Below are 15,723 nucleotides of genomic sequence, written 5' to 3'. Positions count from 1 at the left end.
ACAGACACCTACAAAATGACACGAACTACGAACCGTTCGGCGCTGCGGCTACTCGCTGTTGTAGCCGTCGCTCTGCTGACGGTCACAGGCGCGTTCGCGCCCGCTGCCGTGGCGCAAGAAGGGCCGCCGTCGCCGCCCCAGGTCTACTCGGGGACGGTGACTGACGGCGATGCACCCGTACCCGATGCTACCGTCGAGGTCCGCTACGACGGGGAGGTCATCAACACGACGACGACCGACTCCAACGGGGAGTACTCGGTCGAAGTCACACAACAGAACGGCCTCTCCGACGGCGACGCAGTCACCGTCGAGGTGATGGGTGAATCCAAAGTCGCGATCTGGGAGTCCGGCGGCACGACGCAGCTCGACTTCCAGGTCGACTCCGACACCGTCGCGGGCGGTTCCGCAGACCTCGACAGCGAGGGCCGCGCGACGGTGAACCTCGGAACCGACGAGGTTTCGAGCGTCTCCGTCGACCTCGGCGCCGGCACGTCCGGTACCGTGAACGTCCGACAGACGTCCGGCCCGCCCGGTAGCGCACCGGCGGTGTCCGAACGCTCCGTCGCGGCGTATCTCGACATCTCCGCGCCGTCGGGTAGCTCCGGAACGGTGGAGATCACCGTCTCCCAGAGCGCCCTCGACAACGCGGGGATCCCCGCGAGTGACGCGACCATCCTGCACTACACGGATGGCTCGTGGAACCCGCTGACTACGTCCACCGACACGAGCGGCAACGAAGTCACGCTCACGGCCGACGTGAGCGGCTTCTCGCCGTTCGCGGTCGCTGGACAGGAGCAGACGACCACCCCGACGCCGACCGAAACGCCGACCACACCCACCGCAACCCCGACGCCGACTGAGGCGCCGGGCGGCGGCGGACAGACCGGCGGCGGGCAGACCGGCGGCGGGCAGACCGGCGGCGGCGACCAGCAGACGGCTACGGCAACCGCGACGCCGACTGCGACACCAACCGCGACGCCGACTGATACGGCAACGCCGACTGCGACGGCGACCGATCGGCCGGATGAGACGGCGACGCCCACTGCGACGGCGACCGACCAGCCGACCGACACGGCCACGGCGACGACGACGCCGGGCGGCGACGGCGGTGGGAACACCGGCCTGATCATCGGGATCATCGCGGTGCTGGTGCTCCTCGGCGGCGCCTACTGGTACCGACAGCAGTAACGCGACTGACCGACGTAATCGGTCGTCCGTCCACGTTTCTTTCGACGCGCCTGCCCGCGAGCGACGGCTGATCGGTACAGCCCCGGTCCCGACAGTCGAGACCGGATGAGTCTCGCAGATCCCGGGACGAGCAGTCCGACGCACGACCCGGGGAGCACGATACGTGTAGCCACCCCGAATCCACAGGACGCGACGCGGCCGTGGGACCGGCCAGTCCACACACACGTCTACCGAGGACACCGACGACTGATCGACGAGGGGGAGGAGCCGACCCACTCGGCCGGCAGCCATGCGAAGGCACGGCGAGAGGTCGAGCGCGAACGGGACACACACCGGCAGCCACCGAGAGGCAGGCGAAGTCAGCGCGGACAGTGACGCCGGGCCGTCTCAGACAGCCGCCGACGGCGGGACCGCCGGCGCGGTGGATCCGGCGGTCGACCGCGACGCCGAGAAGACGGACGGCGGGTCCGCGTCCGTCGCTACACCCCGCCGCTGACCGGCGGGAACAGCGCGAGTTCGTCGCCGGCCGCGACGCTCTCCTCGGCGTCGACGCTCTCGCCGTTCTTGAGGAGGTTCACGTCGCCGCGTAGCTCACCGTCGGCGTCGAGCGCGCGCGCCTCAAGTGCGGGCTTGGCCTCGAGCAGCGCCTCCAGGGCGTCGCCGACGGTCGTGGCGTCGTCCTCGACCGTGACAGTTCGCTCCCCGGCGGCCTCCGCGAGATCAGCGAAAAGCTTCCACTGCATGGCCATCCGTCGGCGACGCCCGTCAAAGAGCGTTGCGCTCAGGCGGCCACCCGCTCCTCCAGCGACCGCAGCACGTCGGGGCGGCCGATGGCGTACACCCGATCCCCGGCCGCGAGCGCGCGCTCACGGTCGGGCAGCGCGTCGAGCGCGCCGGCCCCGTTCCGGACCGCCACGACCGTCGCGTCGAGGTCGCCGACGGCGACGCCGGCCACCGGGCTCCCCTCGGAAAGTTTCACCACGCCCAGCGTCTCGTCGGCCGCGCGCAGCAGCGAGGCGAACTCCCGGTCGGCGCCGGCGTCGACTGGCAGCGTCACCAGCCGGTAGCGCCGGTCCGGCGAGAGCGCCTCGGCGTCGTTCTCGTCGACGACGAGCGTGACCGTCTCGCCCGCCGTCGCGCGGATCTCGGCGGTCGTTACCCGGCGCGGCGTCGCCTCCGCCTCGGGGACGGCCGCCCCGGGGTCCGGCGTCTCGGCCTCCGGAACCGTCATCTCGGCCGGCGCAGTGTGCTCGGGGACCGTCCACACCTGCACCACGTCGCCTGGGCCCGCGTCAGTCGCCGGGTCGGCCTCGACGGCGACGGCGCAGGTGCCGGGCCCAAGCGTCGGGCCGATGCCCGCCAGCCGGGAGCCCAGCGCGAGATACGTGACTGTGCCGTCCTTGTCGAGTTCCACGTCGACGTAGCCGACGTTGTAGTCCTCCTTCAGCCGGGTGGTCAGGCGCTCGCGCAGCGTCGTGGTGTTCGACCGCGGGAACAGCAGCGTCTTCCCGCCGAGTTCCGCCTTCGTCTCCGCGGGAACGGGGTCGTGGCTGGGCATGTCCGCGATGGCCTCGGCGTCGGGGAGTTCGACCGCCGAGAGCCGGACCGCCCGGCGGAGCACGCTTCCCACGCCGGCGTTGACCTCGTGAGCGCCCGCGGCGGCGGCGATCTCCCCGCGGAGCGCGTTGCCGACCCGGCGGCCCAGGACCGTCGCGACGAACGCCGCGAACAGCGTCAGCAGTTCGGTGCCGACGCCGGTCGCGTCGAACGGGTCCGCCCCGGGCGCGCCGATGACCCGGCCCAGCAGCCCCACCGTGTTGAGGTAGAGCGCGACGGCGGCGACGCCGAACAGCGCCGCCAGCCCCCGCGGGATCGGCTCCCGGAAGTACCAGCGGTAGAGCGCGGAGAGCGACAGCGAGACCACGAAGGAGAGCGCCGAGAGCCAGAGCAGGCGCCCCAGCGACGGCAGCAGCTCCGCGGGCGCGAGCAGCGACTGGAGGATCACGCCGCCACCTCCGCGAACGCGTCGAGATCGCCGGGCGTGCCGACGACGAACAGCTCCTGGCCCGGCTCGGCGACGTACTCGCTGCCGGGCGCGAGCACCCAGCCCGAGGAGCCACGAGCGGCGAGTACGACGACGCCGTACGTCGAGTGGATGCCGACTTCACCGATGCTGGCGCCGTCGAGCGGCCCGTCGTCGCGGACGGTGACCCGGCGGAGCCGTTTGCCCGAGCGCCGCAGCAGGGCCAGTAGCTCGAACTCCTGGCGCTCGCCACGGGAGCGGACCGAGAGCCCGGTTACCTCTGTGCCGACGAGCGCCCGCGCGGTCTCGCGGGTCACGGCGACGCTGACGCGGCTGGGGCCCCCTGCCGCAGTCTTTGCCGTCGGCGTCGACGCCGGGACGTCGGTACCGCCGTCGGTCACTGTCGGCTTCGCGGCCTTCTCCGCGGGCGGCGTGACGCTCACGACGGTCCCCTCATAGCTCGTCGTCGCCGTCCGGATGCGCACTTCGTCGCCAGCAGCGAGACCCGTGGGGACCATCGTCGTCAGCGACACTGCGCGCTTCCCGGTGGGGACGCGCTTCGAGAGGCCGGCGCTGGGCGGCGCCGCGGCAACGGTCGCGTGGCCGCGTTCGTCGATCCGGACCGAGACGTCCGCGAGGTCGAACCCAGTGCGGAGTTGGTCCTCGGCGCGGCGCTCGAGCTCCGAGAGCGGGAGGTCCGCGGGGAGCGCGAGATGCGCCTCGCGGATCGCGGTGCGGAGTTCGGCCGGCAGCGGCGGCGAGCCCTCCATGTCGCCCACGTCGCCGGTGATCTTCAGCTTCACCTGGCCGCGGCTCCCGACCAGTTCGACCACGTCCGCCGAGAGGGTTCGGTCCGCGAGCTTTCGCAGCGTGAGCCGTTTGGGCGTCGCCGCGCCCATCTGGTCGCCCTTCGCGTGGGCGTACAGCGAGAGCATCAGCACGACGACGATGGCCACGAGGATGGCGACGCCGTTGGCGCTGCCCGTGATCGCCTTGTCGTTGAGCGCCAGCAGGCCGCCGTTGACGCCCGCGATGGCCAGCGCCAGCACGACCACCCCGAACCCGGGGATGGTGACGTTGGTCAGGTACTTGAACAGGAACCCCAGCCCCCACGCGACCAAGGCCGGAACGATCCCCGTCACCAGCCCGAGATAGACGCCGAGCAGGATCTGGAGCGGGAGCGGAGTCATACACGGGCGAACCGCCGGCGACGACATAGGCGTACCGGCGACGGCGGCCGGGACTGCTGGCCCTTTTAAGCCCACCCTCCGTCTGTCGTCGCGTATGCAGCTGGACCGGGACTGGGTGGGGGTACGCGCCTCGATCATCCTGACGTTCGCCGTCGCCGCGCTCTCCGTGGGGACGGGTATCGTCAACATCTCGACGATGACGGCCGCCGGGCCGCTGTCTGAGTTCGTTCCCCCGATTGTCCGCCGGACGGTCGGCTTCACGGGGACGCTGACGGGCTTTCTGACGATGATCGCGGCACTCCTGCTCCGGCGGCGCTACCGGGCAGGCTGGCTCCTGACGGTAGTGATGCTCCCCCTGACCGCCGCCCAGGGGCTGTTGCAGGCCACCAACTACTCCGTGCCGCTGGTGGCGCTGTCGTTGCTGGCGCTGCTCGTGGTGACGCTCAACCGCCGGACGTTCGACGCGGAACTGGACGTCTCGACGACGCAGGTCGCGGCCGTCGCGTCGCTCGTGGCCGCGCAGGTGTACGGCACCGCGGGTGCCTACGCGCTGCGCGACGAGTTCAACGGCCTGCACACCCTGACCGACGCGTTCTACTACACGCTGGTCACCGGCAGCACCGTCGGCTACGGCGACGTCTACGCCCAGAGCCAGCAGGCACGGCTGTTCGCCATGTCGGTGGTGGTGCTCTCGGTGTCCTCCTTCGCCGTCGCGCTCGGGGTGGTGCTGACGCCGATGATCGAAGCCCGACTCTCGGCCGCATTCGGACGCATGACAGAACAACAACTCGACACGCTCGAGAACCACGTGTTGGTTCTGGGCTACGGCGACCTGACCGAACCGATCCTCGAAGAACTGGAGTCCCAGGCGGAGTTCGTCGTCATCACCGACGACGAGACGACGACGCGGCGACTGGCGACCCGCGACGTGCACGTGCTGACCGCCGACCCCAGCGACGAGGCACCCCTGCGCAGTGCGGGTATCGAGCGGGCGCGGGCCGCCATCGCCGCGACGCAGAACGACGCCAACGACGCGCTGGCGATCCTGACCGCGCGGGAACTCAACCCCGACCTCCACATCGCCGCCGGGGTGAGCCAGCGCGAGAACGTGAGTAAACTCAAACGCGCCGGCGCCGACACCGTGATCAGCCCGGCCGTCATCGGCGGCCATCTGCTCGTGGAGTCGGCGATGGGGCAGGGCGATGGGGAGGAGGAGGCGAACGATATTCTGGGCGAAGAGTAGTTTTTGGGCGGATTTCGAGGTGATTTTCGGGTTTCGATCTGGTTCCCGAGAGTCGGAGTTGTTACTGCGAACACGACCGCGGAGTTCCCTTGACTACTTGTGACCGCACAGCGCCGCAGCCACAGCCTCCCCAGCCGACTCACTCGCTGCGCTCGTCCCTCGCGCTTGGTTCGCGTCCGTCGACGCGAACGCTTCGCGCCACCGCCGGCTGCTGAGCGGTGGACGCCTCGCGGGCGTCGACGAGAATCGGAGATTCTCGTCTGCCAACCAGAAATCTCCGATTTCTGGTGACCGGACCTCGTGTCCGGCACCCGGCGGTCGCAAGTGTCCTTGGGAACTCCGCGGTGCTGTTCGCCGTCGCGGCTGTCGTAACGGCACAAGTGCCACTGACGAATCCTCATAACGAACTGGCGGAAGCGTTAGGCCCGTCCCGACCCAACTACACCCATGAGCGAATCTTCCCCCGATTCGGAACCGAACTGGCACGAGGAACTCACCGACGAGGAGTACGAGATCCTGCGCGAGCGCGGCACCGAAGCCCGATTCAGCGGCGAGCACGTCGACCGCGACGACGACGGCATCTACCGCTGCAAGGGCTGTGGCGAGGTGTTGTTCGACTCCGGCACCAAGTACGACTCCGGCTGTGGCTGGCCCAGCTTCTACGCCGCCGAGAACGACGCCGTCGAAACCCGGGAGGACCCCCGCCACGGCATGACCCGGACCGAAGTGGTCTGTGCGAACTGCGAGGGCCACCTCGGCCACGTGTTCGATGACGGGCCGGAACCGACCGGGAAGCGGTTCTGCATCAACTCGGTGGCGCTCGACTTCGAGGACGAGGAGTAGCTGTCCGGCGTGAGAGCGGCCGCACCGCGACAGTGGTTCCGTCGGCGCTTCCCCGCCGAGTATGGTCGCGACGGACCTCGTCCTGACCGTCGGCGCCTCGCTGACCGTCGTCGACTCCCCCGCGGTCGTCCAACTGCTGGCTGCTCTGGGCGTGGTGCTGCTTCCCTTTTTGATCTGGCTGGAACTCAGCCTCGCGTCGCTGATCGAGAATCGCCCGCAGTTCGCCCGCGCCGGCGCCGTCGAGAACGCCGGCGACGCGACTACGGCAGGTAGCGAACGCTGACGACGCCCGGCGCCGACCGGATCTCGACGCGGTTCACGCCCAGTCGGGCCGCCCGGCCCAGGGTTGCCTCGCGGTCCTCGAGCACGTCCTGTACGGCCGCCTCGGTCTCCGCCTCGGGCACGCTGATGATGTGGAGTTCGCCGATGCCGGCGCGTTCCTCCCGGGTGAGTTCGCCGACCGACTGCTCGGCCGCGATCTCGCGTTCGTGGGTGGTCGGGGGCTCCCGGCTCTCCCGGATCGAGAGCGAGCGGCGCTCCTTGACCTCGACCAGTTCGGCGGTCAGTTCGAGCGGTGGCTCGGGCGCGACGACACCCTCGACGGCGTCGTCGACTTCCAGTCCGGGGTTCTCGGAGAGGGTGTGGACCTGGCCGCGATCCACGTCCCGCAACAGTACGCTGTCGTCGTCGGCGTGCGTGACGAGGAACGTGCCCTCGGTCGCGCCGTCGAGTTCTGCGTCGCTCATACGGATGCTGGGCGCCGGAGGCTTTTCGGGATTTCGCCCGCGGCCGGCGCAGGTCTGCCGTCAGCCCCCAGGTGAGCCGTCGGCCCTCAGGTGAGCCGTCGGCCCTCAGGTGAGCCGTCGGTGGACCGCGAGCACGAACGCCGCCGCCGAAATCGGGAGCAGCGGCGCCGCGAGGGACGGCAGTGCGTAGAGGGCGGCGACGACGGGCGCGAGCGGGCCCGAGGGCGCGGGGCGAGTCACCGTCTCGCCGTCGAGCGTGAACGTCTCGGGCATCGACGCCACGAGCGCGAGATACAGCGAGAGCACACAGAGGTAGCCCCCGACGGCGAGCAGCGGTTCGTAGTGCTCGGGCGGTTCGAACGACGCGTCCTCCGCGAGGCCGCGCCGGCGGGTCCGGGCGGCCAGCAGGACGGGTGCGACGACGGGGAGCACCGCGAGCAGGCCCAGGAGGGCGACGAACGACCGCGAGAGCGTGAAGTTACCGCCGCGGGCGCCGGCGGTCTGGCCGAACACGACGACGACGGCGAGCACGCAGGTGAGAGCGAGGCCGAGCGTCACGAGGCCGCCCACGAGCACGTAGGAGCGAAACAGCAGCGAGTCGCTCCGCCGGAACGCGTAGGGGAAGGCGCCGAGGATACCGCCGTAGTCGTCTGCCATCGTCAGTGGTTGTGGGTGGGCGGAGTTAAACGCAGGCTTTGATTATTAGTGCGAAGATGGTTCTGAATCCGGTGATTCGTGGGTGTGCGTCGCCGACAGCGACCGCGAACGTCACCGCGGAGTTCCCTTGGCAACTTGTGACCGCACCGCGACGCGCCGCAGCCTCAGCCTCCCCAGCCGATTCACTCGGGCTCAACCCTCGCTCATCCCTCGCGCCACGTCGTCGACGAGAGCGGAGCTCTCGTCTGCCAATCAGAAATCTTCGATTTCTGATGACGCCGACGGAGCGGCGACGGATTCGCGCCACCGCCGGATGCGGTGGCGGTGGACGCCTCGCGCTCGCGGGACTGCTGATTCAGGCGCTCTCGCTGCCGTGGCTGATTCGGGCGCTGGGCGTGGGCGGGGAGGGCAGCGCGGCTGGGAAGGCCGTCGACGCCGCCGAGAAGGAGTTCGAGTGGGTCGGGCTCCGGAGTCACTCAGTCCGTCGAGCCGCGCTCGGCCATCATCCCGGCCGCCCGCGCCTCCCAGTCCGTGAACAGATACCCCCACGCCGACACCGCGATGAACAGCACGTAACACGCCGCGATGCCGGCGTAGGCGCCGAGGACGCCGTACCCCAGCCTGACGCCGACGAGCCACGTCACGCCGACCATCCCGCCGACCATGCCGGCGATCCGGGACGCCAGGCCGACACGGGTCTCGCTGGCCCCCTGCAGCGCTGCCGTGAGGACGTTGTTCGCGACGCCCAGCAGCGCGACGGCGCCGAGCAGGCGGGCGAACGTCACGGTCCACTGGTTCGCGTCCTCGCCGGCGACCAGCAGCGCAGCCAGCGGCTCGGTCGCCGACGCGAGCAGCAGCCCGACCCCGCCGGCGACGACCATGCTCAGCCAGAGCGCCGCCCGGACGGTGCGCCGGGCGCCGGCCACGTCGCCCTCGCCGACGGCCTGCCCGACGAGGATCTTCGTGCCGACCGCCAGCCCCGGGGCGACGGTGCCGACCGTCAGCTGGTAGAGCCGCCACGCGACCTGATAGCCGGCGTAGATTTCGGTGCCGAAGCCGATCACGATCCGGCTGAACGGGAACATCGCGGCGCTGGTGACGAAGCCGCCGGCCGACTGCGGGAGGCCGACCTGCAGCACCTGCTTGCCGAGCGTGGGGTCCCTCGGCCGGACGAAGCTGTACGGGCTCCGGCGCCGGAGCGCGACGAGGTAGAGGATCGTCGTCGCCACGCTGGCGCCGGCAGTCGCGACGCCCAGCCCGAGCACGCCGAGGCGGGGGATCCCCAGCGGCGCGAAGCCGAGCCCCAGCGCCAGCGAGGCGACGACGTTGAGCACGTCGCCGGTGGCGCCGATGTAGAACGGCGTCTTGGTGTCGCCGATGGCCGAGAACGCCTGTGCGAACACGGATTTCGGGAGCGTGAGCGGCGCGACGAGTAGCGTCGCCAGCAGGTAGTCGGCGCCGTCGGCGACCGCCGCGGGGTTGAGTCGGCCGCCCTCGACCAGCCCGATGAGCCGTTCGCCGAACAGGAGCGCCGCGAGCGCGGCGACGACGCCGAACAGCACGCAGAGCAGCGTTGCCTGCGCGAGGGTCTCGTCGCGGTTGGCTTCCGCGCCCGCACCGGTGTCCTGACTGGCGAGCGCGACCGCGCCGCCGCCCACGCCCGCCCCGACGCGGCCCGTGAGTTGGCGATAGAGGTCGGCGATGGTGACGACGGCGACGGCGCCGGGGGAGATGGCGGCCGCGACGAGGATGTCCGTCGCGCCCATCACGCTCCGCGTGACGGAACTGGCGGCGACCGGGGCGCCGAGGCGGGTGATCTGCGCCCAGCGCTCCCGGTAGGCAGCGAGTGACGGCGGAAGGTTCACGCCGGGCGTTCCGTCGGCGGGTGCTTAGTGGTGGCTATGCAGTAGAATATGGTACCGAACGACGAGAGCGCCGGCTCAGCCGGCTTACTCTGCCCGCGGGAACTCGGCGATAGTGTCCTCGCGGAACGCGTCCTCGTCGAACTCGTACTCGTCGCCGAGGAAGTCGACGACGGTGTGGGCGTCCCGCATCGCGTTTTTCAGGCAGGTCGAGGCGCCCGGCGAGGGCGTGATGTTGAAGATCACGTCGTCGCCGACGATCTTGGCCTCGCCCATGTCCAGGGATTTCTGCTTCGTGTCGACGATCTGGGGGCGGACGCCGCCGTACCCCTTTGCGCGCTCGATGTCGTCGAGTTCGACGCTGGGGACGACTTTCTGGACGTGCGGGAGGAACTGCTTGGGGCCGATCCCCGGCACGTCGTAGACGAGGTTCCGGAGCACGTACGGCAGGAGGATGCGGTCCGCGAGGACGTTGGCGTAGCTGAGGAAGGAGTCGACGTTGAGGCCGAACACGTCGAGGAAGTCACCCACCGTGGAGATGCGGCCGCGTTCGAGCGTCGGTACCAGTTTCGCTGTCGGGCCGAACCGCGTGATGCTCCCGTCGTGGACGTCGGCGTCGCCGTGGATCGCGGCGAAGGGGAGCTTCTTCATCTGGAGGGTGTACACCTTGCCGTTCAGCAGGTCGTCCGCGAGGAAGAAACTGCCAGCGACGGGCAGGAGGACCTTGTCCTGCCCGTAGTCCAGGTCCTTGGCCATCTGGAGGCTGTGGGAGCCGGCGGCGACGACGGTGGCGTCGGCGTCGAAGCGCCCGGCGTCGTCGGTCGCGATAGTGTGCCCCTCCAGCGTCGGGGTCACGTCGGTGACTTCCGTCCCGGTGTGGACGTCGACGCCCTCCTCATCCCGGACGGCGTCGACGAACGACTTGGCGACCTCGCCGTAGTCGACGACGTAGCCGTCGGGGGTCTGGAGCGCCAGCAGGTCGGTGTCGGGGTCCCGGCCCTCGACGACCTTTGGCTCCGTCTCGGCGATCTCCTCGCGGCCGATGGGCTGGAGTTTGGGGAACAGGTCGCCAAAGCCCTCCGCCTCGTAGCGCTGTTCGAGTTTCCCGACCTCCTCGTCGCCGACGCCCAGCACCATCTTGCTGCGCTTGGCGTACATCTCGCGGTCGGGGTCGTGGTTCTCCAGATAGCCCGCGAGCAGTTCGGCGCCCTCCTTGACCTCCTCGGCTTTCTCGAGGGTGTAGTTGGTCTCGATGTCGCCGAAATGCAGCGTCTGGGAGTTGTTGGTGTGATGGGAGTTGATCGCGCCGATCTCCGCCTCCTTCTCGATCAGCGCAATCGAGTCCACGTCGGTGAACTTCGCGGTCGTGTACAAAAGCGACGCGCCGCTGATGCCACCGCCGACGATGACGAGGTCGTACTTGCCGGACATGAGCCTTAATCCCACGCTCGTACTCCGCACGGATAACCGGTATTCTTTGGCGACGGTGTTAGACGATCAACGATCCGGTTTTCGACGTTTGCCCTCCCGACCCGCCGAAGTCACTCGATTCAGATAGCCCGAACGATCGACTCGACGGTCGGGACGAACAGTCGCAGGTCCAGTGTGACCACCAGCGCCGCGCCGACGATGTCGAACAGCAGGTCGAACGCGGTGTCCCGCCAGCCGTAGTGGACGAGCACCGGTTCGATGCCGTACCGGCGGGCGACCTCCCGGGCGAGTAGCTCCCCGATCTCCCAGAGGACGCTGAGTGCCAGTATTCCCAGCAACGTCCCGGCGATCACGGTCGTCGAGGCGACGCGCTCGGGCCCGGAGACGAGCAGCCATGCGTACAGCAGCGCCGCGGCCAGCGACGCCGAGAGCGCGTGGGTGAGGTGGTCCCACCACGAGACCGACTCGTAGCGCCCGAGCATGCCGAGACAGTGGAGGACGCTGGCGACGGCGATCCAGAACGTGAGCGCCGAGATTCCGGCCGCCTCGCTATCGACGCCGAGTGCCCAGCCGACCGTCCGCGGGACCAGCGTCACCGCAATCGCGGTGGCGGTGTTGGCGACCGCGGCCGTGTTCTCCCGCCGGTAGCCGACGGCGAGCAGGACGAACAGCGCGCCCACGAGGAGGAGGGCGCCAACGGTCAACGGGGTCATCGGCGTATCAGTGAGGCGTCACAGTACGGGGAAGTAGTTTCTGGGCTGGGACTGTGGTCACGCTCTCCGCTCGGTGCCGTCGTCGCGGCCCGCGTCCTCGGCCGAGTACCGGTCCGGAAGCTTCGCCAGCAGCGACGGCGGCACGCGACCCGGGAGCACCGACATCGCGAGCGTCTGGGCGATCCGTGGGAGCGTCCGGCGGGAAGCGGTGTACACCACGGCGATGCCCAGTGCCGCGACCACGACCGGGCGGAACGGCGGATCGACGAGAACCCAGAGCGGGCCGGCGAGTCCGACCGAAAGCAGCAGATCCTCGGAGGCGCCGTCGTAGCGAACCCAGCGCCGGGGCGCGATCCAGCGCCCGCGGTAGTGGTCGTAGACCGCGCGGTCGGAGGTTCCTTCCCACGGGCGGAGCTCCAGTCCCCCGCCGAAGACGTCGACGAGGCTGTGGCTGGCCGCCGCAGTCAGTAGGAGTGTGGCGCCGACCGTCAGCGCCGTCGGGTGGAGCAGCGCGCCGACGGCGGCGGCACCGGCGAGGAGACTGTACCCCACGGGGAAGTGGAGCGTCTTCCGGTGGCCGGCGTACAGGTCCAGATCCGGGAGAACTCCCCCAACGAGGCCGGCGGCCAGCGCGGCGGCGCTGTGCTCCGGCGCCAGCGCCGCCACGGGCAGCGCGAGGAGCATCCCGAACAGCGCGTGGGTGGGGAGCATCATTGTGTCGGGGAATACGGGACAGAAACGTTTGAACGTGTCGCGGTTTCCCGCGACTACGACGGGTGAGTGCACGAAAAACGACAGCGGAACGGTGCCTGTGATCGAGGCGTGGGGGCTTCCCCTCCATCTCAGTTCCGCCCGACCGATATGGCTGCGGAGTGAAGACCATCCGCCATGCATGCGGCGAACGTGTCGAAACGAGGAGAACGCGACCGAACAGCTTGAGTCGGCGGCGCTCACAGCGGAGGCATGGCCCGGGCGGACGACCTCGACCGGTTCTACGACGTACTCGAGCGGCTGGATCGGCGCGTCGGCGGCGCGCGTCGACTCAAGAACTGCACGGGCCACATGGACTGGCCCGACCGCGGGGTCTACGCCTTCCTCGAACCGGGGCAGTACCACGAGGACGGCGTGCGGCGCGTCACCCGCGTCGGCACCCACGCCGTGTCGGCTGGCAGCAGTACGACGCTCTGGGACCGACTGAAACAGCACTCCGGCACCGGCGACGGCAGCGACGCCCACCCTCACGGCGGGAACCACCGTGGCTCGGTTTACCGGAAGCGAGTCGGTGAAGCGATCATCGAGAACCACGACCTCCACACCGAGTACCCCGACTGGGGCGAGCGCTGGTCGACGGTGGATCGGGACCGGACAGTGGTTCGCGACGAAGAATATCTGCTGGAGCGTCGCGTGAGCACGTATCTCCGGGAACAGCCGTTCCTCTGGATGGATCTGGACGACGAACCCGGCCCGAAAAGTGACCGTGCGGTCCTCGAACGGAGCGTCATCGCGCTGGTGAGCAACGCCGGACGGGAGCCGATTGATCCCCGACCCGTCGACTGGCTTGGCCGACACAGTCCGAGCGCGGCGATCCGGGACTCGGGGCTCTGGAACGTCGCGGGCGTCGAGGACGACTACGACCCCGCGGCGCTGGATCTGCTGGAGACGGCCGTCGACGCGACGACGCCGCCCTGACTACTCGCCGTCTTCGGCGTCGGCGTCGTCGGCCTCCTCGTCGCTTGTCTCCTCGCCGTCCTCCTCGTCCGTCGAGTCCTCGTCGTTGTTCGCCGCTTCGGCCTGCTTGACGGTCTGCTCGACGGTCTGTTCGACCTCTTCGGTGACTTTCTCCGAGACCTCCTCGGAGACCTCTTCGCTGACCTTCTCGGCGACCTCGTCGACTTCCTTGCTCACGGTCTGTTCGACCTCCTCGGTGACCTTCTCGGAGACCTCTTCGCTCACTTCCTCGCTGACGGTCTCGCTGACTTCCTCCGTGACGGTGTCGCTGACCTCCTCGGTCACCTTCTCCGAGACTTCTTCGGAGACCTCTTCGCTGACCTTCTCGGCGACCTCGTCGACTTCCTTGCTCACGGTCTGTTCGACCTCCTGGCTCACGGTGTCGCTGACGGTTTCCGTGACTTCCTCGGTCACCTGATCGACCTCCTGGCTCACGGTGTCGCTGACGGTTTCCGTGACTTCTTCGGTGACTTTCTCGGAGACTTCCTCGCTGACGGTCTCTTCGACCTGCTGGGCGACCTCCTGGGTCATCCAGTCGGGGTCGAAGCGGGCCATCTTCCAGGCGATGTGGATGATGTAGGAGAGCAGCACCCCGAGGCCGAACGCGACCCCGACGGCGGTGCCGAGTTCGAGGATCAGGACGATGGCGACGAAGATGGTCAGGCCGTACGCGATGTCGACGACGGCGTCGACGCGGGAGGGCTTCATCGGCCCACCTCGCGCTGTCGAAGTTCGTTCATACGTAACGACGGGCTTCCAGACGGGTATACCCATCTCTCCCGATGGCCGTCGCCGATCCCGGTCCAATCGCTTAAGAGCGAGCCACACGTCGTTTCGGTATGGTCGATATTCTTCTCCTCGTCGGGATCGCGGTCGCGCTGTTCGTCGGGTTCAACATCGGGGGGTCGACGACCGGCCCCGCGTTCGGGCCGGCTGTCGGCTCCGACGCCATCTCCAAAACCGGCGCTGGGGCGCTGATGGGGGTGTTCTTCTTCGTCGGCGCGTGGACAATCGGGCGCCGGGTCGTCGACAAACTCGGGCAGGACCTGATCACCAGCACCAGCGTGTTCACCATCGAGACGAGCATCGTCGTGCTCTTTTTCATCGGTGGCGCGCTGTTCGTCGGCAACTACTTCGGCGTCCCGGCGTCGACGTCGATGACCGCCGTCGGCTCCATCGCGGGGCTGGGCGTCGCGACGGGCGAACTCGACTGGGAGGTGATGGGCGAGATCGCGGTCTGGTGGTTCGTCGCGCCGACCGTCGGCTTCTGGGTCTCCGGGATGATCGGTCGTTACCTCTACCCACGGATCAACCAGTGGGTCGCCATCGACAACAGCGAAGGGGCGCTGATGGAACTCGACCGTTCTGGGGCGTTTCCGAAGCCAGCGCCGGGGCCGAACACGACCCGCCGGGAGATGGTCGGCGGCATCGTCGTCATTTCGATTGGCTGCCTGATGGCCTTTGCCTCGGGCACCTCCAACATCGCCAACGCCATCGCGCCGCTGACCGGCGCGGGCGTCGACATGAACATGCTGATCCTGCTGGGCTGTGTCGCGGTCGCGGTCGGGGCGTTCACTATCGCCCGCCGGACGCTCGACACGCTGGGCAACGACATCACCGACCTCCCGCTGACGGCGGCAATCGTCGTCGCCGTCGTCTCCTCGACCATCGTGATCGGACTCTCGGCGATCGGCATCCCCGCCTCGTTCGTCATCATCGCCACCACCTCTATCGTGGGGCTTGGCTGGGGGCGAGCGACCCGGACGGCGACGCTTTCGGGCGGTGTCCAGGGCGAGGAGTCCGCCAAGGTTTCGGTCGGCGCGCTGGCCGCCGACGAGCCGGGCGAGCAGCCCCCAGAGATCGGTGAGGAACAGCCGGAGGACATCCCGTCGGCCTCGGACCTGTTCGACCCCGCGACGACGGGTCGGGTGCTCGTGATGCAGAACGTGGTGCCCGTGCTCTCGACGGTCGGCGCCTACGTCGCGTTCACGCTGCTGTTCCGGTTCGTCTGGTAGCGAGACGCGCTCGGTCGGCGGTCGACCCGTGTTTCGAGGCGCAGTCACCCTCGTTCGGCAAAAAACTCTTCACCTGTTTCTCGT

17 protein-coding genes are annotated in these 15,723 nt (G+C 69.2%); 6 read left to right on the top strand and 11 right to left on the bottom strand.

Going from position 1 to position 15,723, the window contains the following annotated elements:
• Positions 1-15 precede the first annotated feature (15 nt).
• On the top strand, positions 16-1,188 hold the full coding sequence (locus J2753_RS12960) for a PGF-pre-PGF domain-containing protein (protein WP_209492484.1): 1,173 nt from the start codon (positions 16-18) through the stop codon (positions 1,186-1,188).
• Between the two features lie 479 nt (positions 1,189-1,667).
• Here J2753_RS12960 and J2753_RS12955 read toward each other — a convergent pair whose 3' ends face one another.
• The 3 genes from J2753_RS12955 to J2753_RS12945 are packed head-to-tail and all read right to left on the bottom strand — an operon-like array spanning position 1,668 to position 4,401.
• The gene (locus J2753_RS12955; RefSeq protein ID WP_345777193.1) at positions 1,668-1,937 is read right to left on the bottom strand and encodes a ubiquitin-like small modifier protein 1; all 270 of its coding nucleotides are present in this window, start codon (positions 1,935-1,937) and stop codon (positions 1,668-1,670) included.
• A gap of 32 nt (positions 1,938-1,969) precedes the next feature.
• Positions 1,970-3,193, bottom strand: coding sequence for a potassium transporter TrkA (locus tag J2753_RS12950; RefSeq protein WP_209492482.1), 1,224 nt, complete (start codon positions 3,191-3,193; stop codon positions 1,970-1,972).
• Positions 3,190-4,401 (bottom strand): potassium channel family protein, encoded by a 1,212-nt coding sequence (locus J2753_RS12945; protein ID WP_209492481.1) that lies wholly within the window; start codon positions 4,399-4,401, stop codon positions 3,190-3,192. The genes J2753_RS12950 and J2753_RS12945 overlap by 4 nt, the downstream gene beginning before the upstream one ends.
• A gap of 94 nt (positions 4,402-4,495) precedes the next feature.
• Between J2753_RS12945 and J2753_RS12940 the strand changes: the two genes are divergently transcribed.
• The 3 genes from J2753_RS12940 (at position 4,496) to J2753_RS12930 (ending at position 6,770) form a co-directional block, all read left to right on the top strand.
• Complete coding sequence (locus J2753_RS12940) at positions 4,496-5,644, top strand: NAD-binding protein (RefSeq protein WP_209492480.1); 1,149 nt, start codon at positions 4,496-4,498, stop codon at positions 5,642-5,644.
• Between the two features lie 447 nt (positions 5,645-6,091).
• The gene (msrB, locus tag J2753_RS12935; protein ID WP_209492479.1) at positions 6,092-6,487 is read left to right on the top strand and encodes a peptide-methionine (R)-S-oxide reductase MsrB; all 396 of its coding nucleotides are present in this window, start codon (positions 6,092-6,094) and stop codon (positions 6,485-6,487) included.
• Between the two features lie 61 nt (positions 6,488-6,548).
• Positions 6,549-6,770 (top strand): hypothetical protein, encoded by a 222-nt coding sequence (locus J2753_RS12930; RefSeq protein WP_209492478.1) that lies wholly within the window; start codon positions 6,549-6,551, stop codon positions 6,768-6,770.
• Here the strand turns inward: J2753_RS12930 and J2753_RS12925 are convergent.
• The 7 genes from J2753_RS12925 to J2753_RS12895 form a co-directional block, all read right to left on the bottom strand.
• The gene (locus J2753_RS12925; RefSeq protein ID WP_209492477.1) at positions 6,748-7,233 is read right to left on the bottom strand and encodes a DUF5812 family protein; all 486 of its coding nucleotides are present in this window, start codon (positions 7,231-7,233) and stop codon (positions 6,748-6,750) included. The two genes, J2753_RS12930 and J2753_RS12925, sit on opposite strands and share 23 nt — an antisense overlap.
• Positions 7,234-7,338: 105 nt before the next feature.
• A complete protein-coding gene (locus J2753_RS12920) occupies positions 7,339-7,890 on the bottom strand; it encodes a hypothetical protein (protein ID WP_209492476.1) in 552 nt (183 codons plus the stop codon).
• A 203-nt stretch (positions 7,891-8,093) separates the two neighbouring features.
• A complete protein-coding gene (locus J2753_RS12915; RefSeq protein WP_209492475.1) occupies positions 8,094-8,366 on the bottom strand; it encodes a hypothetical protein in 273 nt (90 codons plus the stop codon).
• Positions 8,367-9,755: an MATE family efflux transporter gene (locus tag J2753_RS14645; RefSeq protein WP_209492474.1), complete on the bottom strand. Its 1,389-nt coding sequence runs from the start codon at positions 9,753-9,755 to the stop codon at positions 8,367-8,369.
• Between the two features lie 84 nt (positions 9,756-9,839).
• Positions 9,840-11,183, bottom strand: coding sequence for an FAD-dependent oxidoreductase (locus tag J2753_RS12905; RefSeq protein WP_209492473.1), 1,344 nt, complete (start codon positions 11,181-11,183; stop codon positions 9,840-9,842).
• A 119-nt stretch (positions 11,184-11,302) separates the two neighbouring features.
• A complete protein-coding gene (locus J2753_RS12900) occupies positions 11,303-11,887 on the bottom strand; it encodes a hypothetical protein (RefSeq protein ID WP_209492472.1) in 585 nt (194 codons plus the stop codon).
• Between the two features lie 66 nt (positions 11,888-11,953).
• Positions 11,954-12,610: a metal-dependent hydrolase gene (locus J2753_RS12895; RefSeq protein WP_245334646.1), complete on the bottom strand. Its 657-nt coding sequence runs from the start codon at positions 12,608-12,610 to the stop codon at positions 11,954-11,956.
• Between the two features lie 249 nt (positions 12,611-12,859).
• Here J2753_RS12895 and J2753_RS12890 point away from each other — a divergent pair, with 249 nt between their 5' ends.
• Positions 12,860-13,585, top strand: coding sequence for a hypothetical protein (locus tag J2753_RS12890; protein WP_209492471.1), 726 nt, complete (start codon positions 12,860-12,862; stop codon positions 13,583-13,585).
• Here J2753_RS12890 and J2753_RS12885 read toward each other — a convergent pair whose 3' ends face one another.
• Entirely contained in the window at positions 13,586-14,332 is a 747-nt protein-coding gene (locus J2753_RS12885; protein ID WP_209492470.1) for a DUF445 family protein, read from the bottom strand.
• A 131-nt stretch (positions 14,333-14,463) separates the two neighbouring features.
• Between J2753_RS12885 and J2753_RS12880 the strand changes: the two genes are divergently transcribed.
• Positions 14,464-15,639: an inorganic phosphate transporter gene (locus J2753_RS12880; RefSeq protein ID WP_209492469.1), complete on the top strand. Its 1,176-nt coding sequence runs from the start codon at positions 14,464-14,466 to the stop codon at positions 15,637-15,639.
• Positions 15,640-15,723 lie beyond the last annotated feature (84 nt).

Origin of the sequence: Halolamina salifodinae, assembly GCF_017874235.1 — an archaeon.
Taxonomy (GTDB): domain Archaea; phylum Halobacteriota; class Halobacteria; order Halobacteriales; family Haloferacaceae; genus Halolamina; species Halolamina salifodinae.
The sequence above is the reverse complement of the archived record's forward strand: the minus strand, read 5'-3'. Positions and strand labels throughout refer to the sequence as shown.

What these genes read in the sequence shown, in the direction of transcription:
- J2753_RS12945 (WP_209492481.1), bottom strand. Translation starts at nt 4,401, where the DNA reads ATGACTCCGCTCCCGCTCCAGATCCTGCTCGGCGTCTATCTCGGGCTG.
- J2753_RS12955 (WP_345777193.1), bottom strand. Translation starts at nt 1,937, where the DNA reads ATGGCCATGCAGTGGAAGCTTTTCGCTGATCTCGCGGAGGCCGCCGGG.
- J2753_RS12905 (WP_209492473.1), bottom strand. Translation starts at nt 11,183, where the DNA reads ATGTCCGGCAAGTACGACCTCGTCATCGTCGGCGGTGGCATCAGCGGC.
- J2753_RS12960 (WP_209492484.1), top strand. Translation starts at nt 16, where the DNA reads ATGACACGAACTACGAACCGTTCGGCGCTGCGGCTACTCGCTGTTGTA.
- msrB (WP_209492479.1), top strand. Translation starts at nt 6,092, where the DNA reads ATGAGCGAATCTTCCCCCGATTCGGAACCGAACTGGCACGAGGAACTC.
- J2753_RS12940 (WP_209492480.1), top strand. Translation starts at nt 4,496, where the DNA reads ATGCAGCTGGACCGGGACTGGGTGGGGGTACGCGCCTCGATCATCCTG.
- J2753_RS12930 (WP_209492478.1), top strand. Translation starts at nt 6,549, where the DNA reads ATGGTCGCGACGGACCTCGTCCTGACCGTCGGCGCCTCGCTGACCGTC.
- J2753_RS12885 (WP_209492470.1), bottom strand. Translation starts at nt 14,332, where the DNA reads ATGAAGCCCTCCCGCGTCGACGCCGTCGTCGACATCGCGTACGGCCTG.
- J2753_RS12920 (WP_209492476.1), bottom strand. Translation starts at nt 7,890, where the DNA reads ATGGCAGACGACTACGGCGGTATCCTCGGCGCCTTCCCCTACGCGTTC.
- J2753_RS12925 (WP_209492477.1), bottom strand. Translation starts at nt 7,233, where the DNA reads ATGAGCGACGCAGAACTCGACGGCGCGACCGAGGGCACGTTCCTCGTC.
- J2753_RS12895 (WP_245334646.1), bottom strand. Translation starts at nt 12,610, where the DNA reads ATGATGCTCCCCACCCACGCGCTGTTCGGGATGCTCCTCGCGCTGCCC.
- J2753_RS12890 (WP_209492471.1), top strand. Translation starts at nt 12,860, where the DNA reads ATGGCCCGGGCGGACGACCTCGACCGGTTCTACGACGTACTCGAGCGG.
- J2753_RS12880 (WP_209492469.1), top strand. Translation starts at nt 14,464, where the DNA reads ATGGTCGATATTCTTCTCCTCGTCGGGATCGCGGTCGCGCTGTTCGTC.